Origin of the sequence: Nostoc sp. PCC 9305, from assembly GCF_963920915.1 — a bacterium.
Classification (GTDB): Bacteria; Cyanobacteriota; Cyanobacteriia; order Cyanobacteriales; family Nostocaceae; genus Nostoc.
The window spans coordinates 36,474-61,203 of record NZ_CAWUDN010000006.1 but is presented as its reverse complement, the minus strand read 5'-3'; the positions used below and the strand labels follow the sequence as shown (position 1 = coordinate 61,203).

General features: G+C 39.9%; 19 protein-coding genes, 1 tRNA gene and 1 pseudogene. 11 read left to right on the top strand and 10 right to left on the bottom strand.

All coding sequences use genetic code 11. The features are described 5' to 3' along the window. Positions 1-2: 2 nt before the first annotated feature. Both ACM0OX_RS03985 and ACM0OX_RS03980 read right to left on the bottom strand, forming a co-directional pair. Complete coding sequence (locus tag ACM0OX_RS03985) at positions 3-452, bottom strand: response regulator (protein ID WP_414513242.1); 450 nt, start codon at positions 450-452, stop codon at positions 3-5. After that, positions 437-3,010, bottom strand: a complete 2,574-nt coding sequence (locus ACM0OX_RS03980; RefSeq protein ID WP_414513240.1) for a GAF domain-containing protein — start codon at positions 3,008-3,010, stop codon at positions 437-439. Before ACM0OX_RS03980 ends, ACM0OX_RS03985 begins: the two co-directional genes overlap by 16 nt. A gap of 767 nt (positions 3,011-3,777) precedes the next feature. Here ACM0OX_RS03980 and ACM0OX_RS03975 point away from each other — a divergent pair. Next, a complete protein-coding gene (locus tag ACM0OX_RS03975) occupies positions 3,778-6,717 on the top strand; it encodes a hypothetical protein (protein WP_414513238.1) in 2,940 nt (979 codons plus the stop codon). A gap of 241 nt (positions 6,718-6,958) precedes the next feature. On the opposite strand, the gene ACM0OX_RS03970 is transcribed toward ACM0OX_RS03975, so the two are convergent. Beyond that, positions 6,959-7,402, bottom strand: coding sequence for a hypothetical protein (locus tag ACM0OX_RS03970; protein WP_414513236.1), 444 nt, complete (start codon positions 7,400-7,402; stop codon positions 6,959-6,961). A 411-nt stretch (positions 7,403-7,813) separates the two neighbouring features. On the opposite strand from ACM0OX_RS03970, the gene ACM0OX_RS03965 reads away from it, so the two are divergent. Beyond that, positions 7,814-7,990, top strand: coding sequence for a hypothetical protein (locus ACM0OX_RS03965; RefSeq protein WP_414513234.1), 177 nt, complete (start codon positions 7,814-7,816; stop codon positions 7,988-7,990). A gap of 56 nt (positions 7,991-8,046) precedes the next feature. Here the strand turns inward: ACM0OX_RS03965 and ACM0OX_RS03960 are convergent, their stop codons facing one another. Continuing rightward, a complete protein-coding gene (locus ACM0OX_RS03960; RefSeq protein ID WP_094348559.1) occupies positions 8,047-8,463 on the bottom strand; it encodes a hypothetical protein in 417 nt (138 codons plus the stop codon). Positions 8,464-9,300: 837 nt separating this feature from the next. Between ACM0OX_RS03960 and ppk1 the strand changes: the two are divergent. Both ppk1 and ACM0OX_RS03950 read left to right on the top strand, forming a co-directional pair. After that, a pseudogene (gene ppk1, locus ACM0OX_RS03955) lies at positions 9,301-11,510 on the top strand (polyphosphate kinase 1). A 162-nt stretch (positions 11,511-11,672) separates the two neighbouring features. After that, positions 11,673-12,089, top strand: coding sequence for a response regulator transcription factor (locus ACM0OX_RS03950; protein ID WP_094348557.1), 417 nt, complete (start codon positions 11,673-11,675; stop codon positions 12,087-12,089). 127 nt (positions 12,090-12,216) lie between these two features. Here ACM0OX_RS03950 and ACM0OX_RS03945 read toward each other — a convergent pair whose 3' ends face one another. Beyond that, on the bottom strand, positions 12,217-12,390 hold the full coding sequence (locus tag ACM0OX_RS03945; protein ID WP_094348556.1) for a hypothetical protein: 174 nt from the start codon (positions 12,388-12,390) through the stop codon (positions 12,217-12,219). A gap of 402 nt (positions 12,391-12,792) precedes the next feature. Here ACM0OX_RS03945 and ACM0OX_RS03940 point away from each other — a divergent pair, with 402 nt between their 5' ends. Then, entirely contained in the window at positions 12,793-13,362 is a 570-nt protein-coding gene (locus ACM0OX_RS03940; RefSeq protein WP_414513232.1) for a DUF2854 domain-containing protein, read from the top strand. Positions 13,363-13,395: 33 nt separating this feature from the next. On the opposite strand, the gene ACM0OX_RS03935 is transcribed toward ACM0OX_RS03940, so the two are convergent. Continuing rightward, positions 13,396-13,656 (bottom strand): chlororespiratory reduction protein 7, encoded by a 261-nt coding sequence (locus tag ACM0OX_RS03935; protein ID WP_094348554.1) that lies wholly within the window; start codon positions 13,654-13,656, stop codon positions 13,396-13,398. Positions 13,657-14,112: 456 nt separating this feature from the next. Here ACM0OX_RS03935 and ACM0OX_RS03930 point away from each other — a divergent pair, with 456 nt between their 5' ends. Then, positions 14,113-14,313: a hypothetical protein gene (locus ACM0OX_RS03930; RefSeq protein ID WP_414513230.1), complete on the top strand. Its 201-nt coding sequence runs from the start codon at positions 14,113-14,115 to the stop codon at positions 14,311-14,313. Then, entirely contained in the window at positions 14,301-15,326 is a 1,026-nt protein-coding gene (locus tag ACM0OX_RS03925; RefSeq protein ID WP_334836965.1) for a PleD family two-component system response regulator, read from the top strand. The genes ACM0OX_RS03930 and ACM0OX_RS03925 overlap by 13 nt, the downstream gene beginning before the upstream one ends. A 24-nt stretch (positions 15,327-15,350) precedes the next feature. Here ACM0OX_RS03925 and ACM0OX_RS03920 read toward each other — a convergent pair whose 3' ends face one another. After that, positions 15,351-16,556, bottom strand: a complete 1,206-nt coding sequence (locus ACM0OX_RS03920; RefSeq protein ID WP_414513228.1) for a histidine kinase — start codon at positions 16,554-16,556, stop codon at positions 15,351-15,353. Positions 16,557-18,107: 1,551 nt separating this feature from the next. Here ACM0OX_RS03920 and ACM0OX_RS03915 point away from each other — a divergent pair. Next, entirely contained in the window at positions 18,108-19,502 is a 1,395-nt protein-coding gene (locus tag ACM0OX_RS03915) for an S-layer homology domain-containing protein (protein ID WP_414513226.1), read from the top strand. A 319-nt stretch (positions 19,503-19,821) separates the two neighbouring features. Then, the gene (locus ACM0OX_RS03910; RefSeq protein WP_414513224.1) at positions 19,822-20,850 is read left to right on the top strand and encodes an SGNH/GDSL hydrolase family protein; all 1,029 of its coding nucleotides are present in this window, start codon (positions 19,822-19,824) and stop codon (positions 20,848-20,850) included. Positions 20,851-21,082: 232 nt separating this feature from the next. Here the strand turns inward: ACM0OX_RS03910 and ACM0OX_RS03905 are convergent. After that, positions 21,083-21,154, bottom strand: a tRNA-Thr gene (locus ACM0OX_RS03905). A 33-nt stretch (positions 21,155-21,187) separates the two neighbouring features. On the opposite strand from ACM0OX_RS03905, the gene ACM0OX_RS03900 reads away from it, so the two are divergent. Next, entirely contained in the window at positions 21,188-21,481 is a 294-nt protein-coding gene (locus tag ACM0OX_RS03900; protein WP_414513223.1) for a DUF3493 domain-containing protein, read from the top strand. Between the two features lie 353 nt (positions 21,482-21,834). Here the strand turns inward: ACM0OX_RS03900 and ACM0OX_RS03895 are convergent, their stop codons facing one another. Further along, entirely contained in the window at positions 21,835-23,529 is a 1,695-nt protein-coding gene (locus tag ACM0OX_RS03895) for a DUF1565 domain-containing protein (protein WP_414513221.1), read from the bottom strand. A gap of 382 nt (positions 23,530-23,911) precedes the next feature. Between ACM0OX_RS03895 and ACM0OX_RS03890 the strand changes: the two genes are divergently transcribed. Further along, entirely contained in the window at positions 23,912-24,448 is a 537-nt protein-coding gene (locus ACM0OX_RS03890) for an alpha/beta hydrolase (RefSeq protein WP_414513219.1), read from the top strand. Here the strand turns inward: ACM0OX_RS03890 and ACM0OX_RS03885 are convergent. After that, positions 24,445-24,642, bottom strand: a complete 198-nt coding sequence (locus ACM0OX_RS03885) for a hypothetical protein (protein ID WP_012412012.1) — start codon at positions 24,640-24,642, stop codon at positions 24,445-24,447. The genes ACM0OX_RS03890 and ACM0OX_RS03885 overlap by 4 nt on opposite strands. Between the last annotated feature and the right edge of the window lie 88 nt (positions 24,643-24,730).

The following is a 24,730-nucleotide window of genomic DNA, read 5'->3' as shown; positions in this document are numbered from 1 at the left end:
CCCTACTCCGGTGGCAGTTTTACGATCGCAAACCAAAAATTTTCTATTGATTGGACAATTTTCACGAATTGATCGAAATCTACTGGCTTGGTTATATAACAGTTGGCAAAAAGGTTATAGGCTTTGAGGATATCCTCTTCAGCTTGGGAAGTCGTCAAAACTACTACAGGAATTCGTTTGAGGTTTTCATCTCCTTTTATTTCTGCTAATACCTCTCGTCCATCTTTTTTCGGAAGGTTAAAATCGAGCAGTACAATATCTGGATGAGGTAATTTAGCATATTTTCCCTGTTTTCGCAAGAAAGCCATTGCCTCTACACCATCCTCGACTACGTTCAAGTGAATTGAGATTTTACTATCTTCTAGGGCGATGCGTGTAAGTTGGACATCGCCAGGGTTATCCTCTACTAACAAAACCTCAAGAGGCATAATCGCTGTTATGGTGTTGACCATTGCTTACCTACTCTATCTGGAATTGTAAAGTAGAAAGTCGAGCCTTGACCCAGCTTCGACTCAACCCAGATCCGGCCGCCGTGGCGTTCGATAATTTTCTTACAAATTGCCAGACCAATTCCAGTACCTGGATACTTGTCTCTACCGTGCAAGCGCTGAAAAATTATAAATATACGCTCGGTATACTGGGATTCTAAACCAATCCCATTATCACGCACCCAGAACAACCATTCATCCTCCGAGGGGATAAAATTTAAATTTTTTCCATCTAATATATCTGCATCTCTCTTACTTACTCCAATGTGAATTAATGACTGTTGACGATCGCAAAATTTGATCGCGTTGGCAATCAGGTTTTGAAATACTTGTGTCAATTGGGTAGCATCAGCCATCACTTGAGGTAGAGTATCGTAGGTGACAACTGCCTTTCGATCTGCGATCGCAACTTGAAGATTAGTAAGCACCTGTTCTAAGACAACACTACAATCAACGGGCACAAAAGGCTGTCCACGGGTGCTGATGCGGGAATAGTTTAACAAATCATTGATTAGGGTCTGCATCCGGCTGGCCCCATCTACTGCGTAGGCAATAAACTGATCCGCATTGGCATCCAGTTGGTTTTTGTATCTCCGCTCCAGCAGTTGTAAATAACTAGTTACCATCCGCAATGGCTCTTGCAAATCATGGGAAGCCACATAGGCAAACTGTTCTAATTCCGCATTAGAACGAGCAAGTTCCTGACTTTGCTGGGTTTCTTTTTCTAATAGTTTTGCCTGAGATAAAGCAATTCCAATTTGGTTCGCTAATTGCTGTAACAAATCCATCTCAAACTGATTCCACCGTCGAGGTGCGCCACACTGATGAGCTAGCAATAAGCCCCAAATATCGTCCCTGACAATAATCGGCACTACCAGATTAGCCCTGATAGCAAACTGCTGAAGAAATTCTCGATGACATGGTTGGATATGAGCAGATTCAATGTCTTCAAGGGCACTTACTCTTCCGTGGCGATATCTTTCTATATATTCTTCTTTAAAGCAGGGGTCAAAAAGATTTTCTCCTAGAATTACCGGCCAACCAGGCAGCACTGCTTCTTGTACCACTGTTCCCGAACCGTCAGGTTCCAGTCGAAAAATTAACACCCGGTCAGCTTGCAGTAATTTTTGTACCTCTGTGACAGTGGTTTGAAGAATTTCATCTATTTGTAAAGATTCTCGAATTTTTAGGGTGATTTCGGCAAATAGTTGCGATCGCAGATTTTGCCGTTTTAATTCTTCATCTGCCCGCTTGCGATTTGTGATATCAGTATAAGAACCAACCATCCGTACTATATCACCCAATGCGTCCCAAAGTGCCTGTCCTCGATCTAGAATCCATTTATAGCTGCCATCTTGGCACTGGACTCGATATTCACAGACGTAAAACGGTGTTTTCTTGGCAAAGTGGTCTTGGAAAGCCTGAAGTACCAAATCTCGCTCATCGGGATGGATTCGTTTTGTCCATTCATCCCAATGGTTGGAAACTTCGTAGTCTTTATAGCCGAGCATTTCCTTCCATCGAGTTGAGAAGAACACTTCATTAGTCTTGAGGTTCCAATCCCAAATACCATCATTATTACCATGTAATGCTAATTGCCAACGTTCTTCACTTTCTCGTAGTGCGTCTGCTGTTTTCCGTCGTTCAGTAACGTTTTGAAAATAAACAGACAAGCCGTCTTTTGCCGGATAGGCATGGACTTTAAGCCACTGCTGCTGTGGCAGATACAACTCCTCAAATTCGACACTAACCTGTTCTAAGATTGCCCTGCGATATTCGCAATCAAATGTTGTGCCGATAATTTCTGGAAACACCTCCCAGATGTTTTTACCTAAAAGCTCATTGTGAGTTTTTTGCAACAGCCTTTCTGCTTGACCATTAATATAGGTGAATTGCCACTTTTGATCTAGGGCAAAAAAACCATCAGTGATACTTTCGAGAAGATTGGTGATGCGGGTTTTGGCGGCTTCAGATTGGGCGCGGGCTGCTTGCTCGTGCGCCACTAGTTTCTCAGTTACTTTAGATACCTCACTTACATGACGCCTGAGTTCGAGTTGGTCGATTACCAGGCGACTCAAACCCACAAACGCCTCCACTTGTTTTTGGCTTAGTTGCCGTGGAACTTGGTCAATTGCACACAGAGTTCCCAACATATCTCCCTTCGGAGTAATTAAGGGTACACCTGCATAAAAACGTATATATGGATAGCCAGTTACTACCGGATTACTTGCCAACTTTTCATCAGCTAGGGTATCAGGAACCACCACAACATTACGCTGCTCTTGGCAAAGATAAGATAATCCAACACTCCGGGGCATTTCTGATACGTCTAAACCTATTTTTGCCTTAAACCATTGACGGTTTTCATCAATAAAATTTACCAAGGATATGGGAGTGCCACAAATAAAGGCCGCTAACTGAGCAAGATTGTCATAGGCTTCTTCGGGTTCTGTGTCAAGAATTTGATACTGGCGGAGGGCTTCTAACCTCGCTACTTCTGTATCAATATGTCTAGGTTTCATTAACTTTTTTTAATAAATCTAAATGTGATATCCAGTCAGCAGCGTGATTATCTCAAGAATAGCTTAAATTTTATTAATAATTCTTAATCTTTTTCTCACCTTTGACTGTTCGGGAAAGTCTGTTAAAAGCGATTTTTAAAGGATGTTTGACAAGTATTTTCGTAGCCTTATAAACCTAACTTTCCCAGCCCCTTCCCTAGAAGAGAATGGGCATTTCAAAGCCTCTCTCCCATTCAGGGAGAAGTTTGGATAGGGGTTTTGAGTATACTTTACAACTTTTTAAACAAGCTCCGATCAGCTACTGCCTGTTTACGCCGCAAAGTAATGCGGATGTATAAATAAACTCCGCTAGCAAACAGCAGTAGTAATCTGGCAGTTACTAAATAAAGTGTATCAAATTTACAGACTGTAGCGAGTAGTCTGAAGTATATTTTTTACTCAATTTTTGAAGTTAATAGCCTTTAATTACGTATTTATACGGCTAAATCATCGCTTGATTTTTGATCTGTGGTGATTTTGCTGAGGTTGAATTTTTGCTCAAGAATTACACTCTTGTTGCAGTAAATCTGCTTAATCCTATTTTATTCTTTGCGCCAGGATAAAAAATCAAGCTTTTTTGACTACCTATATTTACTGAAACACTGTTAAATCCATCGAATCAAATAAATCAATAATAAATTCAAAGACTAAGTATTAAATAATGGTTAATTTTCGACATTAGCCAATGCTCAATAGTTTGAATCGCCAAAAATTTAATTCTGAAAACATTGAAAAATCCAAATCGAAAAGGTATCAATATCTCCCTAATGAGATTCAAAAAAAATGTAAAAATTCTGGGAATTTGTTTATTGTATTCAACAATTTTATACAAAATTGTATTTATTAAATTACCTGCGATCGCTCTAGGCATAAATAGACAAAACAATATTGATTTAATCGCTAACCAGAAAAGGTCATTAATCAATTCCAATCAAAAAATAAATAACTTCCAAAGCCAAGAACTGTTAAAACAGGCTTTAAGAAAGTCTAACTCTAACCTAGAGAAACCAAAACAGTTACGCAAATTCACTATTGCTGACGTTATACCAATTGAAGAATACAAAGACAAACCTCCCAAGCTACCTGAAGAAGATGAAGAAAAGCCTCAATTAAATACAATTCAACCATCAAATTCAAATCCATCAAAGCCATATACACCCCAGCAACAAATACTAATAGAAAAACTACGTCGAACAAAAAAACAACAACAAGTAATCCAAAAGAAAATAATTATTGACGCTCTGACTGCAAGTTCCAATCGGTATTCTTGGATTGTTAATCCAACAGATAATCTGACTTTTAAACCTCAATTATTTAAACCAAATGAAGACGAAAATTATATAGATACAGATTTAAATATCAGATTTTCTGGAGATAATCAGTTTATTGATAAATTTACTTATGCTAAATTTCCCAAAGATGACCAGTTTTACTGGGTTCTCGATAACAATAGATTAGTAATTGAGACTAAAGGTACACAAGCAGGTATTCTTGCTCAAGGTAGAGCTTCTGAAACTTACATTACCCAAAATATGACATCAACCCAAGGATTTTGGGGATTGCAAAATATTAGTACTTTACCTGTGAATTTTGATGAATTAGTCGGTGGAGCTAAAACTCAAGATTTTTCTATACTTTCTCTAGCAGGAGAACTAATTAATCCTGAAGGGATACCTGCTGGTAAAGTAATAATTAATAGTGGAATTAATCTTAACGATCCTAATGTCACAGTTTTAGCAAATACTACACCAATTATTGGAAGCGGTTCCACTTTTAGTAATGATGGTGGCGGCTCTTTATTTGATTTCTTAGATGCTACTAATACACCTAAAATTCTACAAGCTTTTCCTACTACTAATTTAAAGCCTTTACTAAATGGCGGAAGCGTTCAACTCAAACTAGGCGAAATTATTCCCGATCGTGTTCTAGAGGCGACTGGTATTTTATGGGGAAATATCTTGACGGGTGAAGGTTTTGGTTTTACTGCTCCTGTCTCTTCATTACCAGGTGTTAAGATTGCCCAGATAGGTGAATTTGATAATTTTGATTTATTAAATATAGCAGTTAATCCTTACTTGACGCCACTTGAGAGAGACTTGTCTTATTTAAATTCTTTATCTTGGGTATCTTTCGGCAAAAGAGATCCCATATTTAAAACTTTATCTGAGACACAAACAACTTCTAATTGGCACAGATTATATGTTAACTATCCTCATAATCGTACTATTGTTCAATATGATAAAGAAAAAATTAGTGCTAGTTATTCTAATATTTTTTCTAGTCCAGGATTGTCTATTACAGCTAATTTAAGTGACTTTAGTATTGATAGTATACAAACAGCTAATTCTACTTTAGGATTGGCATTAGGCGGAATCTTTGAATACATTAAAATAGATAATATTAATGAAAGTTTAGCAGAAGCACGAGAAAGCTTTAAAAACGGAGAAGGTTTTGTTGAATTAAATACAAAGTCTACACCAAATCAAAGAAGACAAATTAACAACAGACTAAATCGTACTTTAGCTTATTCTAATGCAACCAGCGATCTAGAACAAGTCTCTGGAAGTCTCACACTTCAGAGTAAAATCACTCCCAATAATTCTAGGATTTTAGAACTGAGAACAGGAAATCACAAACGCACAGTTCAATTTTTACAAAGAGATGTTGAACTTTTAGATCCAGGGGATACATTCTTTTCAACCCTCAGACTTTCTAATGAAAGATTTGGCCCTCTGACTTTCATAGGAAATCAGATGCCTTTGACTAATACTGACATTAATCCTATTAACGAATCTAGCGGTGCTGAAGTTATTTTGACTAACTCCCAAGGACGACAATTTGTACAACGATTTAATTCGGAAGATAACACTATAGTACCAATTCCAGTCCGCACATTTGATTTAGCATTCGATTATTTTGAACTCACCAGAGTCGATCGCATAGGTGTGAGTTTTAAAAAATTTGATGGTTATCTCTCTTTGCCTTCAGTTGAATTATTAGCTGCGGGTACTGCTGGGGATTTAAACTATAGCGCTAGCTTAGGAACTTGGTTTAATATAAATGCCAACTCAGCGCCTGGAGTTTCTAATAATAATTTAGGGTTAGCAGAACCATCTGTGGGTATATATGCCAGTATTCTGGCTAACTATATTAAAACTCATGTCCAATTAAACTCAAATAAAAAACCTGTAGCCGTCAACACTCACATACCATCATTAAAAATTGACTGGAATAGTGCATCAAATAGCAATAATCCTTTTTCAACTGTATTCAGCTATTATTTTAATCATCAAGAAAAAAATATAAGTTTTTCCTTAGCACCGGCAATAGCTTTTATTCAAGATAATAGCAATGGTGAGTTTTTAACACTGTTTAGTGGCGATATTAGCACTAGTACAGGTTTAAATATTAATACGAACCTAGAGTTAGGTAAAAGCCTTTTTTATGAGTTACAAGGTTTACAAAAAGTTGGTAGAAATTTCTCTGCTGGTGCTTATATTAAAAATTATTCTACCAAGAATGTGGGTTTAAATACCCGATTGTCTGGTCTAAACTACGGAGCTATTTTTAGATATAATTTTACAGATAATAATATTTTTATAGAATCTAAAATTGGTACAGGAGAAAATGGACTTGATATGCAAATTCAAGGTGGTTATCGATTTTAAATAAAAAAGTAAATAAGCAAGCTAAAATTAGAAAGATTTACTTTAGATTATTTAATTAAACAATATAACAATATAGGAGAGTACTATTTTAGTATGTAAAAACAATCAGTACAATCCAAGGAGGCTTCTTCTTTTTTTCTTTATCTATTGGATTTTTCCTATCCCCTTTTAACCTTTTCCTTTTGCCTAAGAATTATCACATATCGTAGATGCAGCAATAAATTTAATATAATTTTTGCAACTATTCTAAAGCCCCTGAGCCATTAGTAGTGTTGACTGTCTGAATGAGAGAGGCTGTATCAGGAATTAATGTTTGATTATTGACTGTTTTTAAAGTTTGATTCAAAAACGAATTGTTATTATTTGTGATTATTTCACTAGCTGTGCCTACTGTCAGAGATAAAGAAGTTATTCTTTGATTAGTTGCTCCAATATTTGTAAAAGTAGGCGTTATTGTTAGAGTCGTATTTGTGCCGGGGTTTAAAAAATTATTACTAACAGGTAAAGAGAGTTCACCGCTAACACTTTGATAAGCGCCGGAAGGCGAAACTATAGAAATAGCCCCACGTGCCACAGCTTCTTGTGCATATACTGGCACTGCAATAAAATTGCCTATACTTATAAAACCCAGCAAACAAATGGTTCTTTTGATAGTTCCAGGCAATTGACGAAACACGCTATACATAATTTATTCCTCATGCTTTTTTTGATTGGCATGAGCAATATAGCGGTAACTTTTCAGAAAATTTGATTCCTAGACTACTAAAATTTGGTATAAGAATTGACACTTAGTAAATAAAGGCAAAGCCCAATAGGCAAACAACAATAGTAATTATTGTGTGATTGTCTTGCGCCTATTGCCTTCCAGCTTCTGTCTTTTGGCTTTTGTATTTTACCTATTGGCTAATTTAAAAGATTTCGTAAAGTATCTATTTAAACAACATCAAAAGCCCGATTTCTTCAAGAAACCGGGTTTATATGGTAATATAGTAGATAAGTTTGGAAATACCGCCCCTCAACTACATTCAAGGGGCTGTATTTTTTTCTTCAATCTTTTACGTCTCAGTCACTCTCTACTTTATCCCCTGTCAAAACTATGGATACAAGTAAAGTAGAGTTAGTCAAAGAATTGATTCGCGTATTACCAAATACTTTGATGCAAATGCCCAGCATGGGGATAGTTGTAGACGTTTCGTCTCAACTGATGGCAAAATTTTCTCAAACAATACCCAAACAGAGGTTGAAAATCAATTCAAGAAGTGAAAGCATATAGACTAAAAGCCAATAGCTTTTAACACTATAGTGATTTTCTGTCAGTTAACAATCAGTCTATTCTAGACCGCCATTAACACTAGCTGCTCTTACAAGGGCTGCTAGGTCTTCAATTGATGTAGCAGTACCGGCATCAATCTTGGCTGCAATAGCTGCTTCGATTGTAGAACTGGGTGGTGATACTAGGTTTACAACTGCACCTGGATCTATTGTTAAACTAGTTACAAGTTCGTCATTTCCACCTGCGGTACCGCTATATGCAGGTGTAACAAGTAACATTGGGCCAGTAAAATATGCAGAAGTAGGTGCAGTTAACTCAGCACTGACGCTGACAGAAGAACCTGATGGTCTAACAATTGTAACCGCACCACGAGCAGCAGCGTCTCCTGCATTTGCAGGTGCTGCAAAGAAATTACCAACACCAACCAAACCTAATACACAAACGCTGCCTTTGAGAATTGCAGAAATTTTCATGATTAACAAACTCCCCGTGTTGTTTTTCTTTACGTTCTCAATATAACCATTGACTACAAAAAAAATCCCAGTAACAATACTGAATTTTAGATAAATGACAGAGGTCAGAAATTAAAAAAACTAATAGATGGAAGTAATGGCGTGGATCTGAATAAAAGCTTCAAAACCATCATATAAATAGAGTCGCAGCAAGGCTTATGTATAACCAGTGCCTGTATAAAATTTGTGGCAATAATCACCAAGCTTCGTACTTTAGAAAATCAAATCCAGAAAGTACTGGAGGTAAGGCTTGAGACTGCTTTCAATACCACGATCTATGTAAACACTGCTTAATAATTCGTTAAAACTTATCAGATATGGCTACGTCATATCTTTGCTAAATCTTAAGTGTTTCTTTATGGTTAATATGCTGTGGGCAACGATTTAAATCCTCAGGCCGATCGCAGTTATTGTATGGATACAATATTTTGAAAGGGCAGATAACTATACGCCCATACCATATTCCACAAAGTTGAAAACGGTTATAAAATCTAGTTATAGGTTGGGTGGATAGGGTAATTATCTGGAAAATACCCAAGGCATCGCACAAAGCACCCAAAAATTTTTTAGTAATGTTGGCTTTCGTGCCTACACAAGTTGATTTTTGAGTCTTTGACTAAAATTATTTGAATACAAATAGATTTTTGATTTAAGTATGATGTCTGTCCTTTACCAGTAGCGAGGTAGAGAATCAGCACAGCCAAAAATTGCCTCAGCGTTACCCTAAAGCACCATTTAACTTACTATATTTATTGTCCCCCAGTTGAATGGGCTACATCTGCCTGCCTTTAGGTCATTATGGCAAAATCTAAGAAAAGCGCTACCCCCATCAATCTCAGCGATCCACAATATTATCTTAACCGAGAGTTAAGCTGGTTAGAATTTAATGCCAGGGTATTACATGAAGCCTGTGACGATCGCACCCCACTTCTGGAACGTCTTAAATTTTTGGGAATATTTAACTCTAATTTAGATGAGTTTTTTATGGTGCGCGTTGCTGGCTTAAAGCAACAAGTAGAGGCAAAAGTTAGCCTGTTAACTCCTGATGGTCGCACACCACAACAACAGCTAGACGATATTAGGTCTACCCTGACTCCCCATGTCAATAAACAGCACCAACATTTTGAGGAAATACTTCGTCCTCTTTTAGTAAATCATGGCATTCATATTCTGAATTACATAGATTTAAATCAAAAGCAGCGGACTCATCTCAACAGCTATTTTGAGGAACAAATCTTTCCAGTTTTGACTCCCCTGGCTGTCGATCCTAGTCATCCCTTTCCGTTTATTTCTAATCTCAGTTTAAATCTGGCTGTTGTCGTCAAGAATCCAGACACCGAAGAAGAATTCTTTGCCAGAATCAAAGTCCCTAGCGTTCTCCCACGATTTTTACCGATACCGCCTGAGTTGGGAGATCAAAACAGCGAAAAACCTGCCCATTGGACTGGAGTACCCTTAGAACAGGCGATCGCTCATAACTTGGAATCTCTATTTCCGGGGATGAACATTCAAGAATATCATCCGTTCCGCATTACCCGTGATGCCGATTTGGTCTTAGAAGAAGATGAAGCAGATGATTTGTTGTTAGCGATCGAACAGGAATTGCGAAAACGGCGGCTGGGTGGTAGTCCAGTCCGGCTAGAAATTCAATCCCAGACTCCAGAAATAGTGCGATCGCGATTATTGCAAGATTTGGAATTAACAGAAAGTGATGTTTACGAGGTAGATGGTCTTTTGGGACTGCGGGATTTAATGTACTTTATGTCCTTGCCATTGCCGGAACTTAAAGATCCACCACGCCAATCTGTTGTACCGTTACGCCTGCAAAGGCTGAGAGAACCGAGTTTAGACCCAGATGCGCTGGAGACGGACGAAGGAAAAGACTTTTTTGCTGTAATTCGAGAAAAGGATTTACTAGTACACCATCCCTATCAATCCTTTTCGGCTACAGTAGTCCGTTTTATTACCCATGCTGCCTACGATTCAAATGTGTTAGCCATCAAGATGACCCTTTACCGGACTTCTGGTGACTCACCCATCGTCAACGCCCTAATTGCTGCTGCTGAAAATGGCAAGCAGGTATCTGTGCTGGTGGAATTAAAGGCGCGATTTGATGAGGAGAATAATATTTACTGGGCAAAACGACTAGAAAGAGTTGGAGTTCATGTCGTCTATGGTTTAGTCGGGCTAAAAACCCATAGTAAAACCGTTATGGTTGTACGGCGCGAAAAAGACCGGATACGTCGCTACGTGCATATTGGGACTGGTAACTATAACCCTAAAACAGCACGACTGTATACAGATTTGGGATTGTTTAGTTGCCGTGAAGAATTGGGCGCTGACATTACAGATTTATTTAATTTCTTAACCGGGTACTCTCTACAAAAATCTTATCGAGAGTTGCTGGTTGCACCTGTGAATATGCGCGATCGCTTTTTGGCACTAATTCACCGCGAAATCGAAAATGTTCAAAATGGATTTTCTGGACGGATTGTTGCCAAAATGAATTCCCTAGTCGATCCGCAAATTATCGCTACTTTATATGAAGCTTCCCGCGCCGGAGTGCAAATCGACTTAATTATCAGGGGTGTTTGTTGTTTACGCCCAGGAATCAAAGATATTAGTGAAAACATTCGTATCATTAGCATTGTCGGTCGCTTTTTAGAACACTCTCGAATTTATTATTTTCATAACAATACACAGGAGGAAATATATATCGGCAGTGCTGACTGGATGCGTCGCAACCTAGATCGCCGAGTCGAAGTAATTACCCCAGTAAAAGACCCAGATATTGCTAAAGATTTGCAAGAAATTATGGGAATTATGCTCGCAGATAATCGCCAAGCTTGGGAATTACAAGCTGATGGCACTTACATTCAACGGCGTCCTTATGATGATTCTCCAGAAGCTAATTCACAAAAAATTCTCATGAACATGGCATTACGCTCAACTGGTGTAGTCGCAACCTGATTGATAAAAAAATAAGTTACTTATACCTTGACAACTAGCTCAACTTAGTTCTTTTTGCAAAAATGGAATTTTTTGAGCAGTTGTCTAAGTTGTTTATCATAAGTTTCACACAAGTTATTCAACCATAGGATAGAGTCAGTGCTGGCACTTGTTCTCATAAACTGGAAAGGTTATTCTGAATAAATTTGTCTTTCCCCTCAATGTTAATGTTATCCTGCGAGCTTTCTACCTTGCGTGTTTTAGTAGTTGATGACCACGAACTGACTCGCTTAACCTTACAATTGGTTTTTTCTTGCCAGGAAAATATTCAAGTAGTAGGTTTAGCCAGTAATGGTGAAGAAGCTATAGAAATGGTTAAACGTTGCCATCCTGACGTAATTGTTCTAGATTTACAGATGCCTGTCATGGATGGCTGGAGCGCGTCCAGTCACATCAAAGCTATATCTCCGAACACCCAAATACTTGCTTACTCCTCAGTGGAAGATGTGAATTTTCACGGGACAAAGGCAATGTCTAGCTTTGATGACGTTTGCAAAAAAGATGTGCCTACAAGCGAACTTATTGCCTTAGTTAGGCAGCTGGGTCAGCGTGCAGGAGATGGTTCAGTGGCAGGATAAATGATGCAGTGATTATTGCTTCGCCAACTCAGGCTTAGTTCAATTCTGGGGATTGAAGACATGATACTACTGAAGAACGTCGGTCTAGCCTGAAGTTGAGGTTGAACCGACGTATTTTTGATAACTTCTACTCTACCGGAATAGTGCGTGTAAATTCATCAATTAGTTCATCCAGTTCTTCCAAAGCCTGATTTACGTCAATTCTCAAAGTTCCCAGGTTTGGTTGCTCCAGTAAGCTTAATAGGTAATCGCGTTTACTTTGAACTGCGACAATTCGTTCTTTTATAGTCTGTAAATCCATTATTTTTTTCCTATCTTTAACTACCTTTAAATTTAAAGTTAACTCAAAATCTAATATTTTGGCACACTATACGCCGTTAGTAGTCAACTTAGAGCTACCTGCTTTCCCTACGAGATGCTGCGCAAATATGTAGACTAAGGAAAAATTGAGTGTTTGAAAATCACAAAAACAAAAGTGGGTAAAGTCTCGTTTAAACGAAGCTAGTGCTTTGGGCGGAAATGCCTGACTTGTTGGCTCTTGGTGTGTTACCTTCCGGCTCTTTAGTAACTGCCGTGCGGTTTAACCGCCTTAATATGGCAATGTTGAATACTAGCGCCTAGAGACGATATTCTTTCCTAATTTGTTGCTTATAGCCGATGATAATAAAACTAAGGTATTCAGACTTTATACTAATTTAAGCTCATGCTACGCCAAATCTCTTTAGGAACACTCGGTCTAACTATCGGTGGCATATTAACCATCATTGGCTTCGTCGCCTATGCTGATAATAATGCCACACTCAATCTTGTCGGATTTTTTTACGGGATTCCTCTATTATTGGGAGGGCTGGCACTAAAAGCTAATGAACTTAAGCCAGTACCATTTAGCCAAACTACGTCACCGTCAGCATTGATACTGCGCCAGCAGCAAGCAACTGAGACTCAAAATAAAATTCGCAAAGACATCACCCGATATTGCTACGGTCAAGATGCTCATCTAGATACAACACTTTCTTTTCTGGGTTTGAGTCCCAATGACCAGGAACGGCCAACAGTCACAGGGTTACGAGAAACAGAAGTTGATGGGAGCTATGCCCTAATTTTAGAATTTGATTCACCGTTAATACCAATCGATGTGTGGCAAAAAAAGCATGAAAAAATGACCAATTATTTTGGTCCTGGATTGGAAATTCAAATAACACAGCCATCTGAAAATACAATTGAGCTAGCGCTAATCAATATTCAAAAAGAATCACTAGTCACTAGTCAATAGTCAAGAGTAAAATCTTAAGCATTTACCAAAAAGTTACTTTTCTAAACGAACTGCGTACCACTGTAAATATTTCCCAGGCCCAATATCTAATTCGCAACTAGTGTCAATTAAATATTGGGCTTGAGTTTCCACAGTATCAAACTTTTGCAAGTCAGGTGGTAAATCTTGAATTATGAGTTGTTGAAGAGTTATTTTGAGCTTTTCTAATAGCTCTGATGGTGTCATAAATTGTTCTGGTTGATTTGTTTCTAGGACAACAAAATGATCCTGCTGGTACATTAATGAGTCTGGCATTTTAAAGATTTAGCGAATGTCAATAGGTTTGGATGGTTTTTGTAACAACTTTTGCTTGTTTGTGTAATCAACTTGAGTTTTGAGTGGTTTATGAATAGAAATCAATGGTTATGAAGTCACTTGAAAATAAAGTTTTGCACTAAGTTTTATCTCAATCTTATGTAATTATACTAAACTTCAGCAAGCCTTGTCGGATATACTAAATAATTTTCAGTCAGGTGATATTAGTATTTAGTATTAGCTATCTTCTGAGGTACTTTGGCAATTGCTTTTCCTTGTCTCACTAGGTTTACAAACTAACTACATAACTAAATAATTAGGGTGTGTATTTGTAATTCTCAAAAAAATCGTAATTTGACTTTAACAATAGGGAAATATAAAAGTAACATTTTCTCCCATAACCATCGCTGAACAAAAAGGCAGCAATTGCCTTCGTGTTCCAATTACAGATTGTCTATGCAACTTATTTATCTACCGCTTGCTTGGCCCAACAACATTGGGCAGTCCATTGTCAAAAAACAGTTGATTGTGAAGCCAGACACGCATTTGCCGCAAATCCTGGCATTGATGAAAATAGCGATCGCCCCCATGCGATTGAGTTGCACAGCCTTTTTCAGGATAGTTCCGCAAGTGGAAGGCAACTCATGTCAGGCATAAGCCCATTTACTGTTTCTAAGCAACCACCACTGATTCTAGTGGCTGATGATGACAAGACCATCCGGGTATTGTTGCGTAAAGCAATGGAACAAGAAGGTTATCGAGTAGTCGAGGTCAATGATGGTAAGCAATGTTTAGATGCTTACGAGACTATCAAACCGGATATAGTTTTGCTAGATGCTGTAATGCCTGTGATGGATGGCTTTACCTGCTGTAAGAACTTGCTCCAGATTGCTAGGAATAATTTAATCTCAGCCCTTGCCACCTTTGATACTGACTCGACTCTTAACAATACAGTCATCTCCAAGATATGGGAGCGCACTCCCATCTTGATGATCACATGCTTGGACGATGAGGAATCTGTAAACCGTGCTTTTGAAGCGGGAGCGACTGATTATGTCACTAAGCCAATTCACTGGCCTGTATTGCGCCAGCGGTTGCGTCGACTGCTACAGCAAGCACAAGTATACAAACAGTTAGAGGCGGCAAACGAAGCTTTGCATCACCTTGCCAATGTAGATGGCTTAACTGAGTTGGCTAATCGTCGCCGCTTTGACGATTATCTCAATACTCAATGGATTAATCTCGCACAAGAGGGATTTCCTTTGTCAATGATTTTGTGTGATATCGACTTTTTTAAATTTTATAATGATAAATATGGCCATCCGGCAGGGGATGTCTGTCTACAAAAGGTGGGTGCTGTCTTAAGCCTTAAGGCACAAAAACATCAAGATTTAGTAGCGCGTTATGGTGGCGAAGAATTTGCTGTGATTATGCCATACACTCCTGCATCGGGCGCACTTCACGTTGCCGCCGCAATTCAAGCGGGAATCAAAGATTTGCAAATTGTTCATGACGGTTCGGCGGTGAGTCAGCACGTCACTCTCAGTATGGGTGTGGCAACTGTTGTCCCGACTTGGGAATCTTCACCTTCAGAGTTGATCGTGCTGGCAGATAAAGCACTCTACCAAGCAAAGGCCGGGGGACGCGATCGCTTTGTCTCAAGTTCTTAATTGTCATTTGTCAATACCCATTACCTAAGAAGGATAAACCGGCAGTGTGAAGTGAAACCATGCTCCGTTATTGGGGGCGGAATCCACCCAAATTTGGCCATAATGTGCTAGAACGATGCGTTGGCATAGACAAAGGCCAATGCCGTAACCTTCTGTACCTTCATCCCGTTGCAGGCGGAAGTGGTTTTCAAAAATGCGATCGCGATTCTCTACAGGAATACCAGGCCCAGTATCGCCAATACTAAACTGAACTTTTTGGGTAGTGCGGTGCAATCCGGCGATGCTAATCTTGCCACCTTCTGGGGTGTATTTGATGGCATTATCCAACAGATTCACTAGTACTTGCCGGATGCGTTCTGGATCGGCATATACATAAGGTAAGTCGTTGGGAATATCTGTTTCGACCTCTTGGGATTTGGCGGTGTAGCGATCGCACAATTCTTCTAGTACATCTAAGCACAGTTTACCTAGCTGCACCTTTTGTGGCAAAATTGGAAACTCAGTATCTTTGCCACGACCTACCTGCAAAAGGTCGGTAATCATCCGATCGATGATCTTAGTTTGATTCCGGGCTTGTTTTAATAGATGCGCCGTCAAGGATGGTTTGAGGCGCTGAAATTGGCCTGTCTCTAAATTGTAGTTAGATTGCAGAGTTTCGATGGCGATCGCGGCGGCTGTTAGGGGATTGCGGAGATCGTGTGCCAGCATCGAAATTACCCGATCTTTAAACTGTAGCTGCTCTTGGAGGTTATCTTTTTCTTGTTTTAAGCGAAAAATTTCGTCTGAGAGTCGGATGAGTTCGGCAGAAACAGCAACTGAACGGATAGTGGATTTGGGTGATGTTACCCTAGCAGTATCGTCTATCCGTTCTTGTAAGTCTTCCTGTAATTTCAAATAGGCGTCTACAGCGGTTTGCCAGCGAGGCCACCAGTTTTTCAATTGCGCTATGATATTACTCCCAGCTAAAACCTGTCGTGGTTCCGGGTGAATTTTGATTAAAGCTGGCGTTGCCACCAATTTAAAGTGTTCTGCTAAGTAAGGTTGTTGACCAACATCAATAGTTTGAAGTTCAAAACTATACTCAGCCTGCAATTCTTTTAAGTAAGCACGTATTCGCTGCACCTGTTGGCGGGACTTGGGGCGTCCATCGACAAACAGTAACAGCTGGAGTGGAGCTTCAGAATAAATAGGCTGATCCTGGGAAACTTGCATGTAATCGTGTTTCAGCACTGGTAACAACCCGGTGACGCTTTACAGAAAGTAAAAAGGACTGACGGTTGTCGATGGTCGTTGTTTTTCTTCTTAATATCTATTTTAGATTTTCATACTCCTATCCGATCTGCGTTTTTGACATCAGACATATCTTATTCAGCCTTTTGCTCCCGTTTGGTTAACTTTATTTTCAAGAAACACCAGGCCCCTTAAATAGAAGTCTTAATTTGCCCTGAATCAAAAATTTTCGCCAGAGCTGGGAGGTGAAAGGTTTAATGCTATGTCAAATCGGCTAGTGCAGCACTATGTCAATTTAAGTACTCGCTTTAAGCAAGCGATCGCCCAAGAAAACACAGATGCTAATTGTATCTAATCTATCAGGAAGCTGTTAACTGTTCAGACCAAGTTTGTAGAGGTTTTTTTTCAACCGCCAGTGCATTTGATGAAGTGTCTTTTTTGCCTCAAGCCAATCATTAACTAGGATTGGGAAAAACAGCCATAGCTAACTATGTACTACTTCTATAACTTGCGAAGCGCACCTTCCAGCTTTCCTAAAAGAACCACAGCCCTATCCCAGAATAACAGGGGATGGGTTGATTGAGGGAAAGTTTTGGATAACATAGAGGCGATCGCGCACTTTTAGAGGAAGCACTCACTGCTTTTGAGGCTGTCAAGAAACCCTTGACTACAGCACAAGCAGCACTTTCTCCAGAAAATCAATTTAGAAATACTAGGGAAACTGCTGCGACTCTTGACTGCTTTACTTATTTGCCCCAGTCGCCAAGAATAAAGAACTTACGCTAATTTCCTGGAATTGTTTAACACTGGCATTTTCCAGAGCTTGCCTTACTCACCTTGCCATCGTCAGATGAATAATTTCCAGAATCGATTGTCAGCCAGTGTTAGTTAACTCGATCTATTCCCCTCTTTGAGTGAGGCTAAAGGGGGCTTTATTCCTAGTCTATCACTTCTAGTTGATTGGCGTAGGCTTTGCCGGCCGTAGACATCGCATTACAACTAGTCCATCTGGAAGTAGATTCCAGCTTTTGCTAGCTAAACTGTTTTTTGACCATTTATCAATCGGTTATCTGCTCTACAACTTGGATGTTTAGATAACTATCTGAAAAATTGGTTTACAATCAAGTATCGATCGGTTTGTAGTTGGTGCCTCTAATCTTCATCTAAAGACTAAAGTCCTTACTACAAACTCCAAACTCATAAAACTCTCATCTAGCAAGCATTTCAGATTTATTTATGTTTTTTCTCAAAGATGTTAGTTTTTCAGAATTTTAGGGAACTCTATAAATAAGCATAGGAATTATCAAAACCTAATGGCTGTAAAACGAAGACAATACGGTAGCTTTTGCTACCGTTTACTCATTTTTGAAGATATCATCACCAAAATAGACATTTAGGAAGAAGACGTAGTAAGTCGGTAGTGTCTTTTGGTGATATGAAGAGTCAGAGGAGAGCAGGGCAATAAAGGAGAATAACCATGTTCCGTGCCTCATTCCCATTTAATGGACAGTCTGCGCTAGGGTAGGAATTGAACTCAATTTGTGATTTCCTGTGCTTCCCTGTAAACGTCCAGCTGTATTTCTAATTTGGGCTGTTATACTCACTTCGTTAACAGCCTGTGCTAATAGTCCAGTCGCCAAAAACCTTGAGCAATCTTTGGCGGCAGATCCGAAACTGCAAAGCGATGAAGTTGTCTTTGGAGAATCTCAAGGTAATCAACCGCAAGCACAGCAAAATGAATCAGCAGTTCAGTTACCATCCGATTTTCCTAAAGATATCCCCTTATATTCCAATGCCAAGCTACAGGAAGTTACACCTGCTAGCGGCTCAGAAAATAAAATCTCAACTCGTTGGTTAAGTTCTGACCCCAGTAATTTTATTGCTAGTTTTTATCGCAGCCAGTTTCAAACAAATAACTGGCAGATTTTACAACAGCCGACAGATGATACAGGAGGAGCTTTTGAGGCACGTCGCAACGATTTGCTGTTGAAGGTTTCCATTCAGCCCAAATCAGTTACTAACGCCATACCTAATCAACCCCAAACAGCCACTGAATTACTGATTGATTACGTACCGAATAGTACTACAACAGCACAACCTACTTCAACTACAAATCCTAACGAAACTGCTAACGCCGTTCCTCAACCAGGAAATTCACAGTTCATTGGCCCAATACCACCCACCAACTTGGCAGCACAGCCACCAAGCACAGCTAATAACCAAACAATCCCTACAGCCATCCCTAAATCTCAGGTATTCAACGATCTGAATAAGGCACCACAGGAATGGCGGCAACATATCCAAGACTTGGCTGCATTAGGTGTTTTATCTATAGAAGCAAAGACAACTAAGAGCAACTCCACTACCACAACTAATCAGTTTGAACCCAGTAAAACCGTTACACATCGGGAATATGCCCGTTGGCTAATCGCTGCTAACAATGCTGTATATGCCAACAATCCAGCTAAGCAGATTCGCTTGGCATCAGAAAGTACTCAACCAGCTTTTAGTGATGTGTCAGCAAAAGACCCTGATTTCCTCGCAATTCAGGGATTAGCTGAAGCTGGCTTAATTCCCAGTCCTTTGTCTGGAGATTCTACAGTAGTTTTATTTCGTCCTGATGCACCTCTAACGCGGGAACAGTTGCTGCTGTGGAAATTACCTTTAGATAGTCGCCAAGCTTTACCCTCTGCTAACTTAGATGCGGTCAAACAAACCTGGGGTTTCCAAGACGCAGCGCGAATTGACCCGAAGGCTTTAAGAGCAGTGTTGGCTGATTACCAGAATGGCGAACAATCGAATATTCGGCGGGTGTTTGGTTATACGACTCTGTTTCAACCCAAAAAACCAGTAACTCGTGCTGAGGCTGCTACGGCTTTGTGGTATTTCGGTAGTCAGGGTGAGGGTGTTTCGGCTACTGAGGCTTTGAAATTAAAGCAAAGTTAAAGCTATGCCTACGACGGTTTACCTAATTTAGTTGCGGTTAGTCCAGCATCAGCATAAAAATAGGCAATTCCGTCCTTTAAGATATAAATTTTGCTATTTCTTTGTAATACACCTATTTTTCATCAAGAAAATGTAAATCTCAGTGTTTTAAGCGTTTTTACCTGTGTTTCATAAATTTTTGAGGCATAGTTTAAGTGAAACAACGTAAATTAACTCAACAGACGTACTTAATTTTGAAGTATCTCAAAAGAGTAAGTTGTGAGACTATCGCCCTTTCATTGCTTTTAAACAAGTTAAAAAGACCACAGGTAAAACAAATATGAAAAAACAAGCTGTAGCAGCAGGATTTGTTCTATTTTCTTTCATGTTGCCAACCAAAGCTTCGGCTGTGAGTTTTGATCGGCTTTATGTATTTGGCGATAGTCTTTCTGATACAGGCAATATATATAATGCCACCGGGAAAACATTCCCTCTAAGCCCACCTTACTTTGAAGGACGTTTTTCCAATGGGCCGCTCTGGGTGGATTATCTCGGAGATCAGCTAGGGTTAAAGCCTACTTTATACACTACTCTTCCTTCCACACCTGCTACCCAAGGGATAAACTTCGCTTTCGGTGGTGCTAGCTCTGGTTCAGGTAACGCTGTCGTTCCTAATGCAAATTTACCGGGAGTACTCCAACAAGTCCTTGGTTTTGCTGGAACTCTGCAAGCAAATAATCAAACTGCTGACCCAAATGCACTTTATACATTGTGGGGAGGTGGGAATGATTTCCTTTTTCTTAACCCCGAAGACTCTACCACGCCAATCAGTAATATATCCCTAGCGTTGAATACTCTGGTTGGAGTCGGCGCGAAAAATATTTTGGTGTTTAACTTGTCAGATTTGGGAAAGATCCCAGCAGCTACAATTGACGCTCGCAACCCTACAACCCTTAGTAAATCGACTAGTGAGTTTAACTTGAGTTTAGCACAAACTGTGAACGCTTTGAGTCAAAACCCAAATCTCAACATCATTCCTATTGATACTTTTTCTTTATTTAATCAGGCCAGTGCATTAGATTTTACGAATGTAACCGAGTCTTGTCTATCTAGGCTAGATATATGTAACCCAGCTAACAACAAGTTTCTCTTCTGGGACGATTTCCACCCAACGACTGCTGCTCATAAGTTAGTAGCAGACGCTGCACTGGCGGCGATTGAGGCTAAGTCTGTTCCTGAACCTTCGATAAACTTGGGGATTTTAGCCCTTAGTGTTTTTGGTGCGGTAGGAGTGTTGAAGCGTCAACAAAAAAGGTCAGCAGGCCGGGTTATCGATGCACAATTTTCTCATATAACAGTTAAAAACTAAACTAATTGATGTGAGATTGCGATCGCTTATTAGAAATAATTGAAAAATGAGCCATGCACCATTCTCCGAGTGGTGCAGAAGCTGAGATTAAGCATTTGTTGATGTAAGGACTTGCGGCGCTGGATGTAGAAGTCTGATGCGTAACTTGCCGTCGTAGACATCGTTTTCACACCCATTTGGCTAGATGCTTGATTTATGTCAAACTCTAATTATTGAGCAATACTTTCATCAAAGCCGATGATGGGATTTGAACCCACGGCCTGCTGATTACGAATCAGCTGCTCTACCACTGAGCCACATCGGCGTACACAATCTAAGAGTATAACATGATTTAATCATGGTAGATCAAAATCCTAAAAATCGCCTTAATCCTGAACTGTATGCCAGCCTCAAAGCAGAAATAGCCGCTCCTTATCGGGGCTTACGACAATTTTTCTACATCGCTTTCGCTGCTTCTGGTTCGCTCGGTGCATTCGTATTTTTCTTCCAAGTGCTTGCCGGACGAAATGTTGAGAGTGCTTTGCCTAGTTTAGCTCTCCAAGTAGGAATAGTTGCCTTAATGGTTTTCCTCTGGCGCTGGGAACAGCGTCGGCAACAACGCCCCCAATCAGGTAAAAATCCTAATTCCTGAAGGAAGAAATTTTAGCTAGTTAATTTTTGACTACTTTCTTTTGATCTATCTTTATATTCTTCAAATTTATTAATGCTTTTATGAAGATTAAAATATCAAGAAAGAAAAAATAAAAAAATTATTAGGAAATCCTAAAAAGCAAAAATTTCTGAGAAAATAGAAATCATTGAAACGGGGTCAGCCAATATAAAGACCCTGACCATAAACCCAAGAACATTCAAATGGGGTCAGCTATATTTAAAGACCCCAAATTTTATGTTTAAAAACTCCCAAATTTAACAAAACTCATATTAATTGGAAGCGCCAGACTAACAAATTATTAGTTTGGCGCTTCTAATTTGTTAACTAGGCATTTACTGGGCTGTTACCAAATAGGATGAAGGAATTGGTTGAGCACGTCCAGCATTGACGAGTGCCTGGTAAACAAAGGCAGCAACCTCGGCTCTGGTTGCCTGACGATTAGGATTGAGTTGCTTCACTGTGGGATAGTTGATTACTAGTTGCCGTGCAGTTGCCGCAGCAACAGGAGCGATCGCATAATTAGGAATCTGGGCAGCATCGGTGTAAAAGGAAAGGACATTCTGATTACTCGCAGTTAAGCCCAAACCATTAGCTAAAGCGACTAACGCCTGTACTCTAGGAATTTGCTGCTGTGGCTTAAAAGTGCCATCAGGATAACCAGAAACAAATTCACTCTGGTAAGCAGATTGAATTGCAGCATAAGCCCAAAAATTGCTTGCTACATCCTTAAATTTAATTGCTGCGCGTTTGGTTGGTGGTGTTAGGGCTTTAGTGACAATAGTGGCGAATTGAGCGCGGGTTACAGGATCATTTGGTTTAAAGCTGCCATCAGGAAAGCCCGCAATAATATTTTGGGAGGCTAAAGCTTCGATGTAGGTTTTTGCCCAGTAATTTGCTGGCACATCTTTAAAGGCGACAGGCCCACCAGGCGGTACATCAACAGATCCGGCAACGAAGTTTACTGAGCCGAAAATCTTTTTCTGATCAATATCGTTGCCAATAGCGAGAATTTGACCTGTTTTAGTCGCGTTGTTCACATCATAACGAGTGTTATTGCGAATAAGATTGCCACCAGGATTTTCGTTAGTGCCAAGATCGGGTAAAGCACTAACTGTTGCTACAACTCCATCCCGCTTATTGTTTTGAATGACATTCTTACGCAATACCGGCTTCGCTGACTCTGAGATAAAAAGACCGTCTTGATTTTCGATAATTTGGTTTTCCACAATTAGGGGTGTGGAAGTCCCACCGATCGCTAGACCAAAACCAGTATCCTGAAATAAGTTATTCCGAATTTCTCCTTGGGCAGTTTTAGCAATTGAAATGCCATTGCCTTTGTTTTGCACAAAGAGATTGCCTTCGACTTTGGGATTGCCTGTACCCGTGACAAAAACACCCTCTCTGGCACTGTTAGTAAAAGTACTGTTTTTGATGATGGGATTAGTTGATTCCACCCACACAGCCGTACCCCGGCTATTTGGGTTGGTGACGGTGACACCAGTAATAGTGGTATCTTGTCCAGCAAGGATTGTAATGTTCTGTTGGGCAAAGGTGCGGCTAGTGTAGAAACCTCCACCTGTAATCAATATCGCCTGACCTTTTGTAGCTTCATCACCCCGCAATGTCACCCCTGGTTTAAGTAAAAGCGGGAAGGTTTCACCACTTTCTTGGTTATAGTTACCAGGTGCTAATTGAATAACAGCGCCTGCTTGGGCTTGACTGAGAGCAAAACTGATACTTTTGTAGGGTGCAGCTGATGTTGTACCAGCACCAGCCCTATCTGCACCAGTTGCTGGATTAACATAAATCGCTGCGGCAGTTGCAGGAGCTTGCGCTATACGAGTTGGGGCGATACTTTCTGGGTAAGTCGCACCAGCATTAACCTTACCCTGTAGTAGTATTGACCCACCAGAAATAACAAGCATTGCCGTTAGTCCGGCTCCTACGCGCAAAGTATATTTGAGATGACTGCTAGAAAGAAGGCGAAAATTTTTCGCTAGAGAAATGTGATAACCCCGATATTTCATTTTTTGAGTCTGTGATGTGCTGAATTACAGTATGTCGAACAAGGTTAAAGGTGCAGCTTTGTAGCTGCTGTAAAACCCATGCAAACTATACTGGATGATTAGCACTGATTCAGCTAAATTCCTTAGATAGATCACAGAACTTATACATTAGTTATATTTAGGACTTACGCACAGGTCACGGAAAAGAAAACCACAGACGACTTAGGGGAATAAGAGTTAGAGAGGTTTTTTGCTTAAGTCCTAATCTTGTGTGATTCAGAAAATTTTCTTATAGGCACTAAGGGGATGAGGCGATTTTTAGTATTTCCTAAAGCTAGATGCCACAACTAATTCTGCTGAAATACGATCGCACAAAAAGCAAACCTATTGGAAATGGGAAGAAATGCGTTTTAATTTTTTGGGGCTACGTCGCCTCTTACTTTTAGTGGGTAGTATCTGCCTTCTATTTTTGTCCACTCCTGCCTTTGCTGCGGAACGAGTAGTGCTGAAGTATGGTATCTTCCGTGAATCACTTTCTGTAGAGGAAATATCCACCTTTGCCCAAACAGGTGAACTCTCACGTTCACTAAGAGTGAATTTAGCTTTGGCGCGACAAGACCCCAAAGCGATTCGCCAGTATTTAACCAGGCCAGTGAAGGTAAACCCTGTATTTTTAGATAGAGTGCTGAATAGCCAGATTGGTAATATTATTTTGGATCAAATTAGTCAAGTTATTTCTACACCGTCTCAAAGAGCAAATTGGCAAGCTTTACGAGCTGCTTTGGTACTTTCTGCGAATCAAGACGGGCAAGTGTCGCTGATTGAAATTATTAAAAATTATCCCAAAAATGAAGTGGAAGTTGATGGCGGTCGCTTGCAGGGTGCATACCTTCAACTCCGCCGCTTGCAAACAAACCTACAAGATTTATTTGGTCTTTAGTAAGCTAAAGTTTCTAAAGTTTCTCGTAAATATCGCTGTACCTGCTGTTCCAAGCGAATTCCATGCAATTGAGCATCGCGTTCTAGTTGCCAACGTTGAAAACCTGAACTAGTGGAGATCGCACATTTGAGGCTATACCAAATTTCAGTATCGGCAGAAAATTGGCGATCGCTAGAAGCTGGAATTTGAGCCATAGTTCCTAATTCCTTTGTTTTAAGTTCAAGGGTAATTGGGCATTGGGCATTGGGCATTGGGCATTGGGCATTGATTATTAATTCATCT

Excerpts from the sequence above, each read along its gene's own strand:
- ACM0OX_RS03965 (WP_414513234.1), top strand. The coding sequence starts at position 7,814 with ATGGATACAAGTAAAGTAGAGTTAGTCAAAGAATTGATTCGCGTATTA.
- ACM0OX_RS03930 (WP_414513230.1), top strand. The coding sequence starts at position 14,113 with ATGCAACTTATTTATCTACCGCTTGCTTGGCCCAACAACATTGGGCAG.
- ACM0OX_RS03925 (WP_334836965.1), top strand. The coding sequence starts at position 14,301 with ATGTCAGGCATAAGCCCATTTACTGTTTCTAAGCAACCACCACTGATT.
- ACM0OX_RS03985 (WP_414513242.1), bottom strand. The coding sequence starts at position 452 with ATGGTCAACACCATAACAGCGATTATGCCTCTTGAGGTTTTGTTAGTA.
- ACM0OX_RS03970 (WP_414513236.1), bottom strand. The coding sequence starts at position 7,402 with ATGTATAGCGTGTTTCGTCAATTGCCTGGAACTATCAAAAGAACCATT.
- ACM0OX_RS03945 (WP_094348556.1), bottom strand. The coding sequence starts at position 12,390 with ATGGATTTACAGACTATAAAAGAACGAATTGTCGCAGTTCAAAGTAAA.
- ACM0OX_RS03900 (WP_414513223.1), top strand. The coding sequence starts at position 21,188 with ATGGTAGATCAAAATCCTAAAAATCGCCTTAATCCTGAACTGTATGCC.
- ACM0OX_RS03940 (WP_414513232.1), top strand. The coding sequence starts at position 12,793 with ATGCTACGCCAAATCTCTTTAGGAACACTCGGTCTAACTATCGGTGGC.
- ACM0OX_RS03980 (WP_414513240.1), bottom strand. The coding sequence starts at position 3,010 with ATGAAACCTAGACATATTGATACAGAAGTAGCGAGGTTAGAAGCCCTC.
- ACM0OX_RS03960 (WP_094348559.1), bottom strand. The coding sequence starts at position 8,463 with ATGAAAATTTCTGCAATTCTCAAAGGCAGCGTTTGTGTATTAGGTTTG.
- ACM0OX_RS03935 (WP_094348554.1), bottom strand. The coding sequence starts at position 13,656 with ATGCCAGACTCATTAATGTACCAGCAGGATCATTTTGTTGTCCTAGAA.
- ACM0OX_RS03890 (WP_414513219.1), top strand. The coding sequence starts at position 23,912 with ATGCGTTTTAATTTTTTGGGGCTACGTCGCCTCTTACTTTTAGTGGGT.
- ACM0OX_RS03910 (WP_414513224.1), top strand. The coding sequence starts at position 19,822 with ATGAAAAAACAAGCTGTAGCAGCAGGATTTGTTCTATTTTCTTTCATG.
- ACM0OX_RS03885 (WP_012412012.1), bottom strand. The coding sequence starts at position 24,642 with ATGGCTCAAATTCCAGCTTCTAGCGATCGCCAATTTTCTGCCGATACT.
- ACM0OX_RS03895 (WP_414513221.1), bottom strand. The coding sequence starts at position 23,529 with ATGAAATATCGGGGTTATCACATTTCTCTAGCGAAAAATTTTCGCCTT.
- ACM0OX_RS03950 (WP_094348557.1), top strand. The coding sequence starts at position 11,673 with ATGTTAATGTTATCCTGCGAGCTTTCTACCTTGCGTGTTTTAGTAGTT.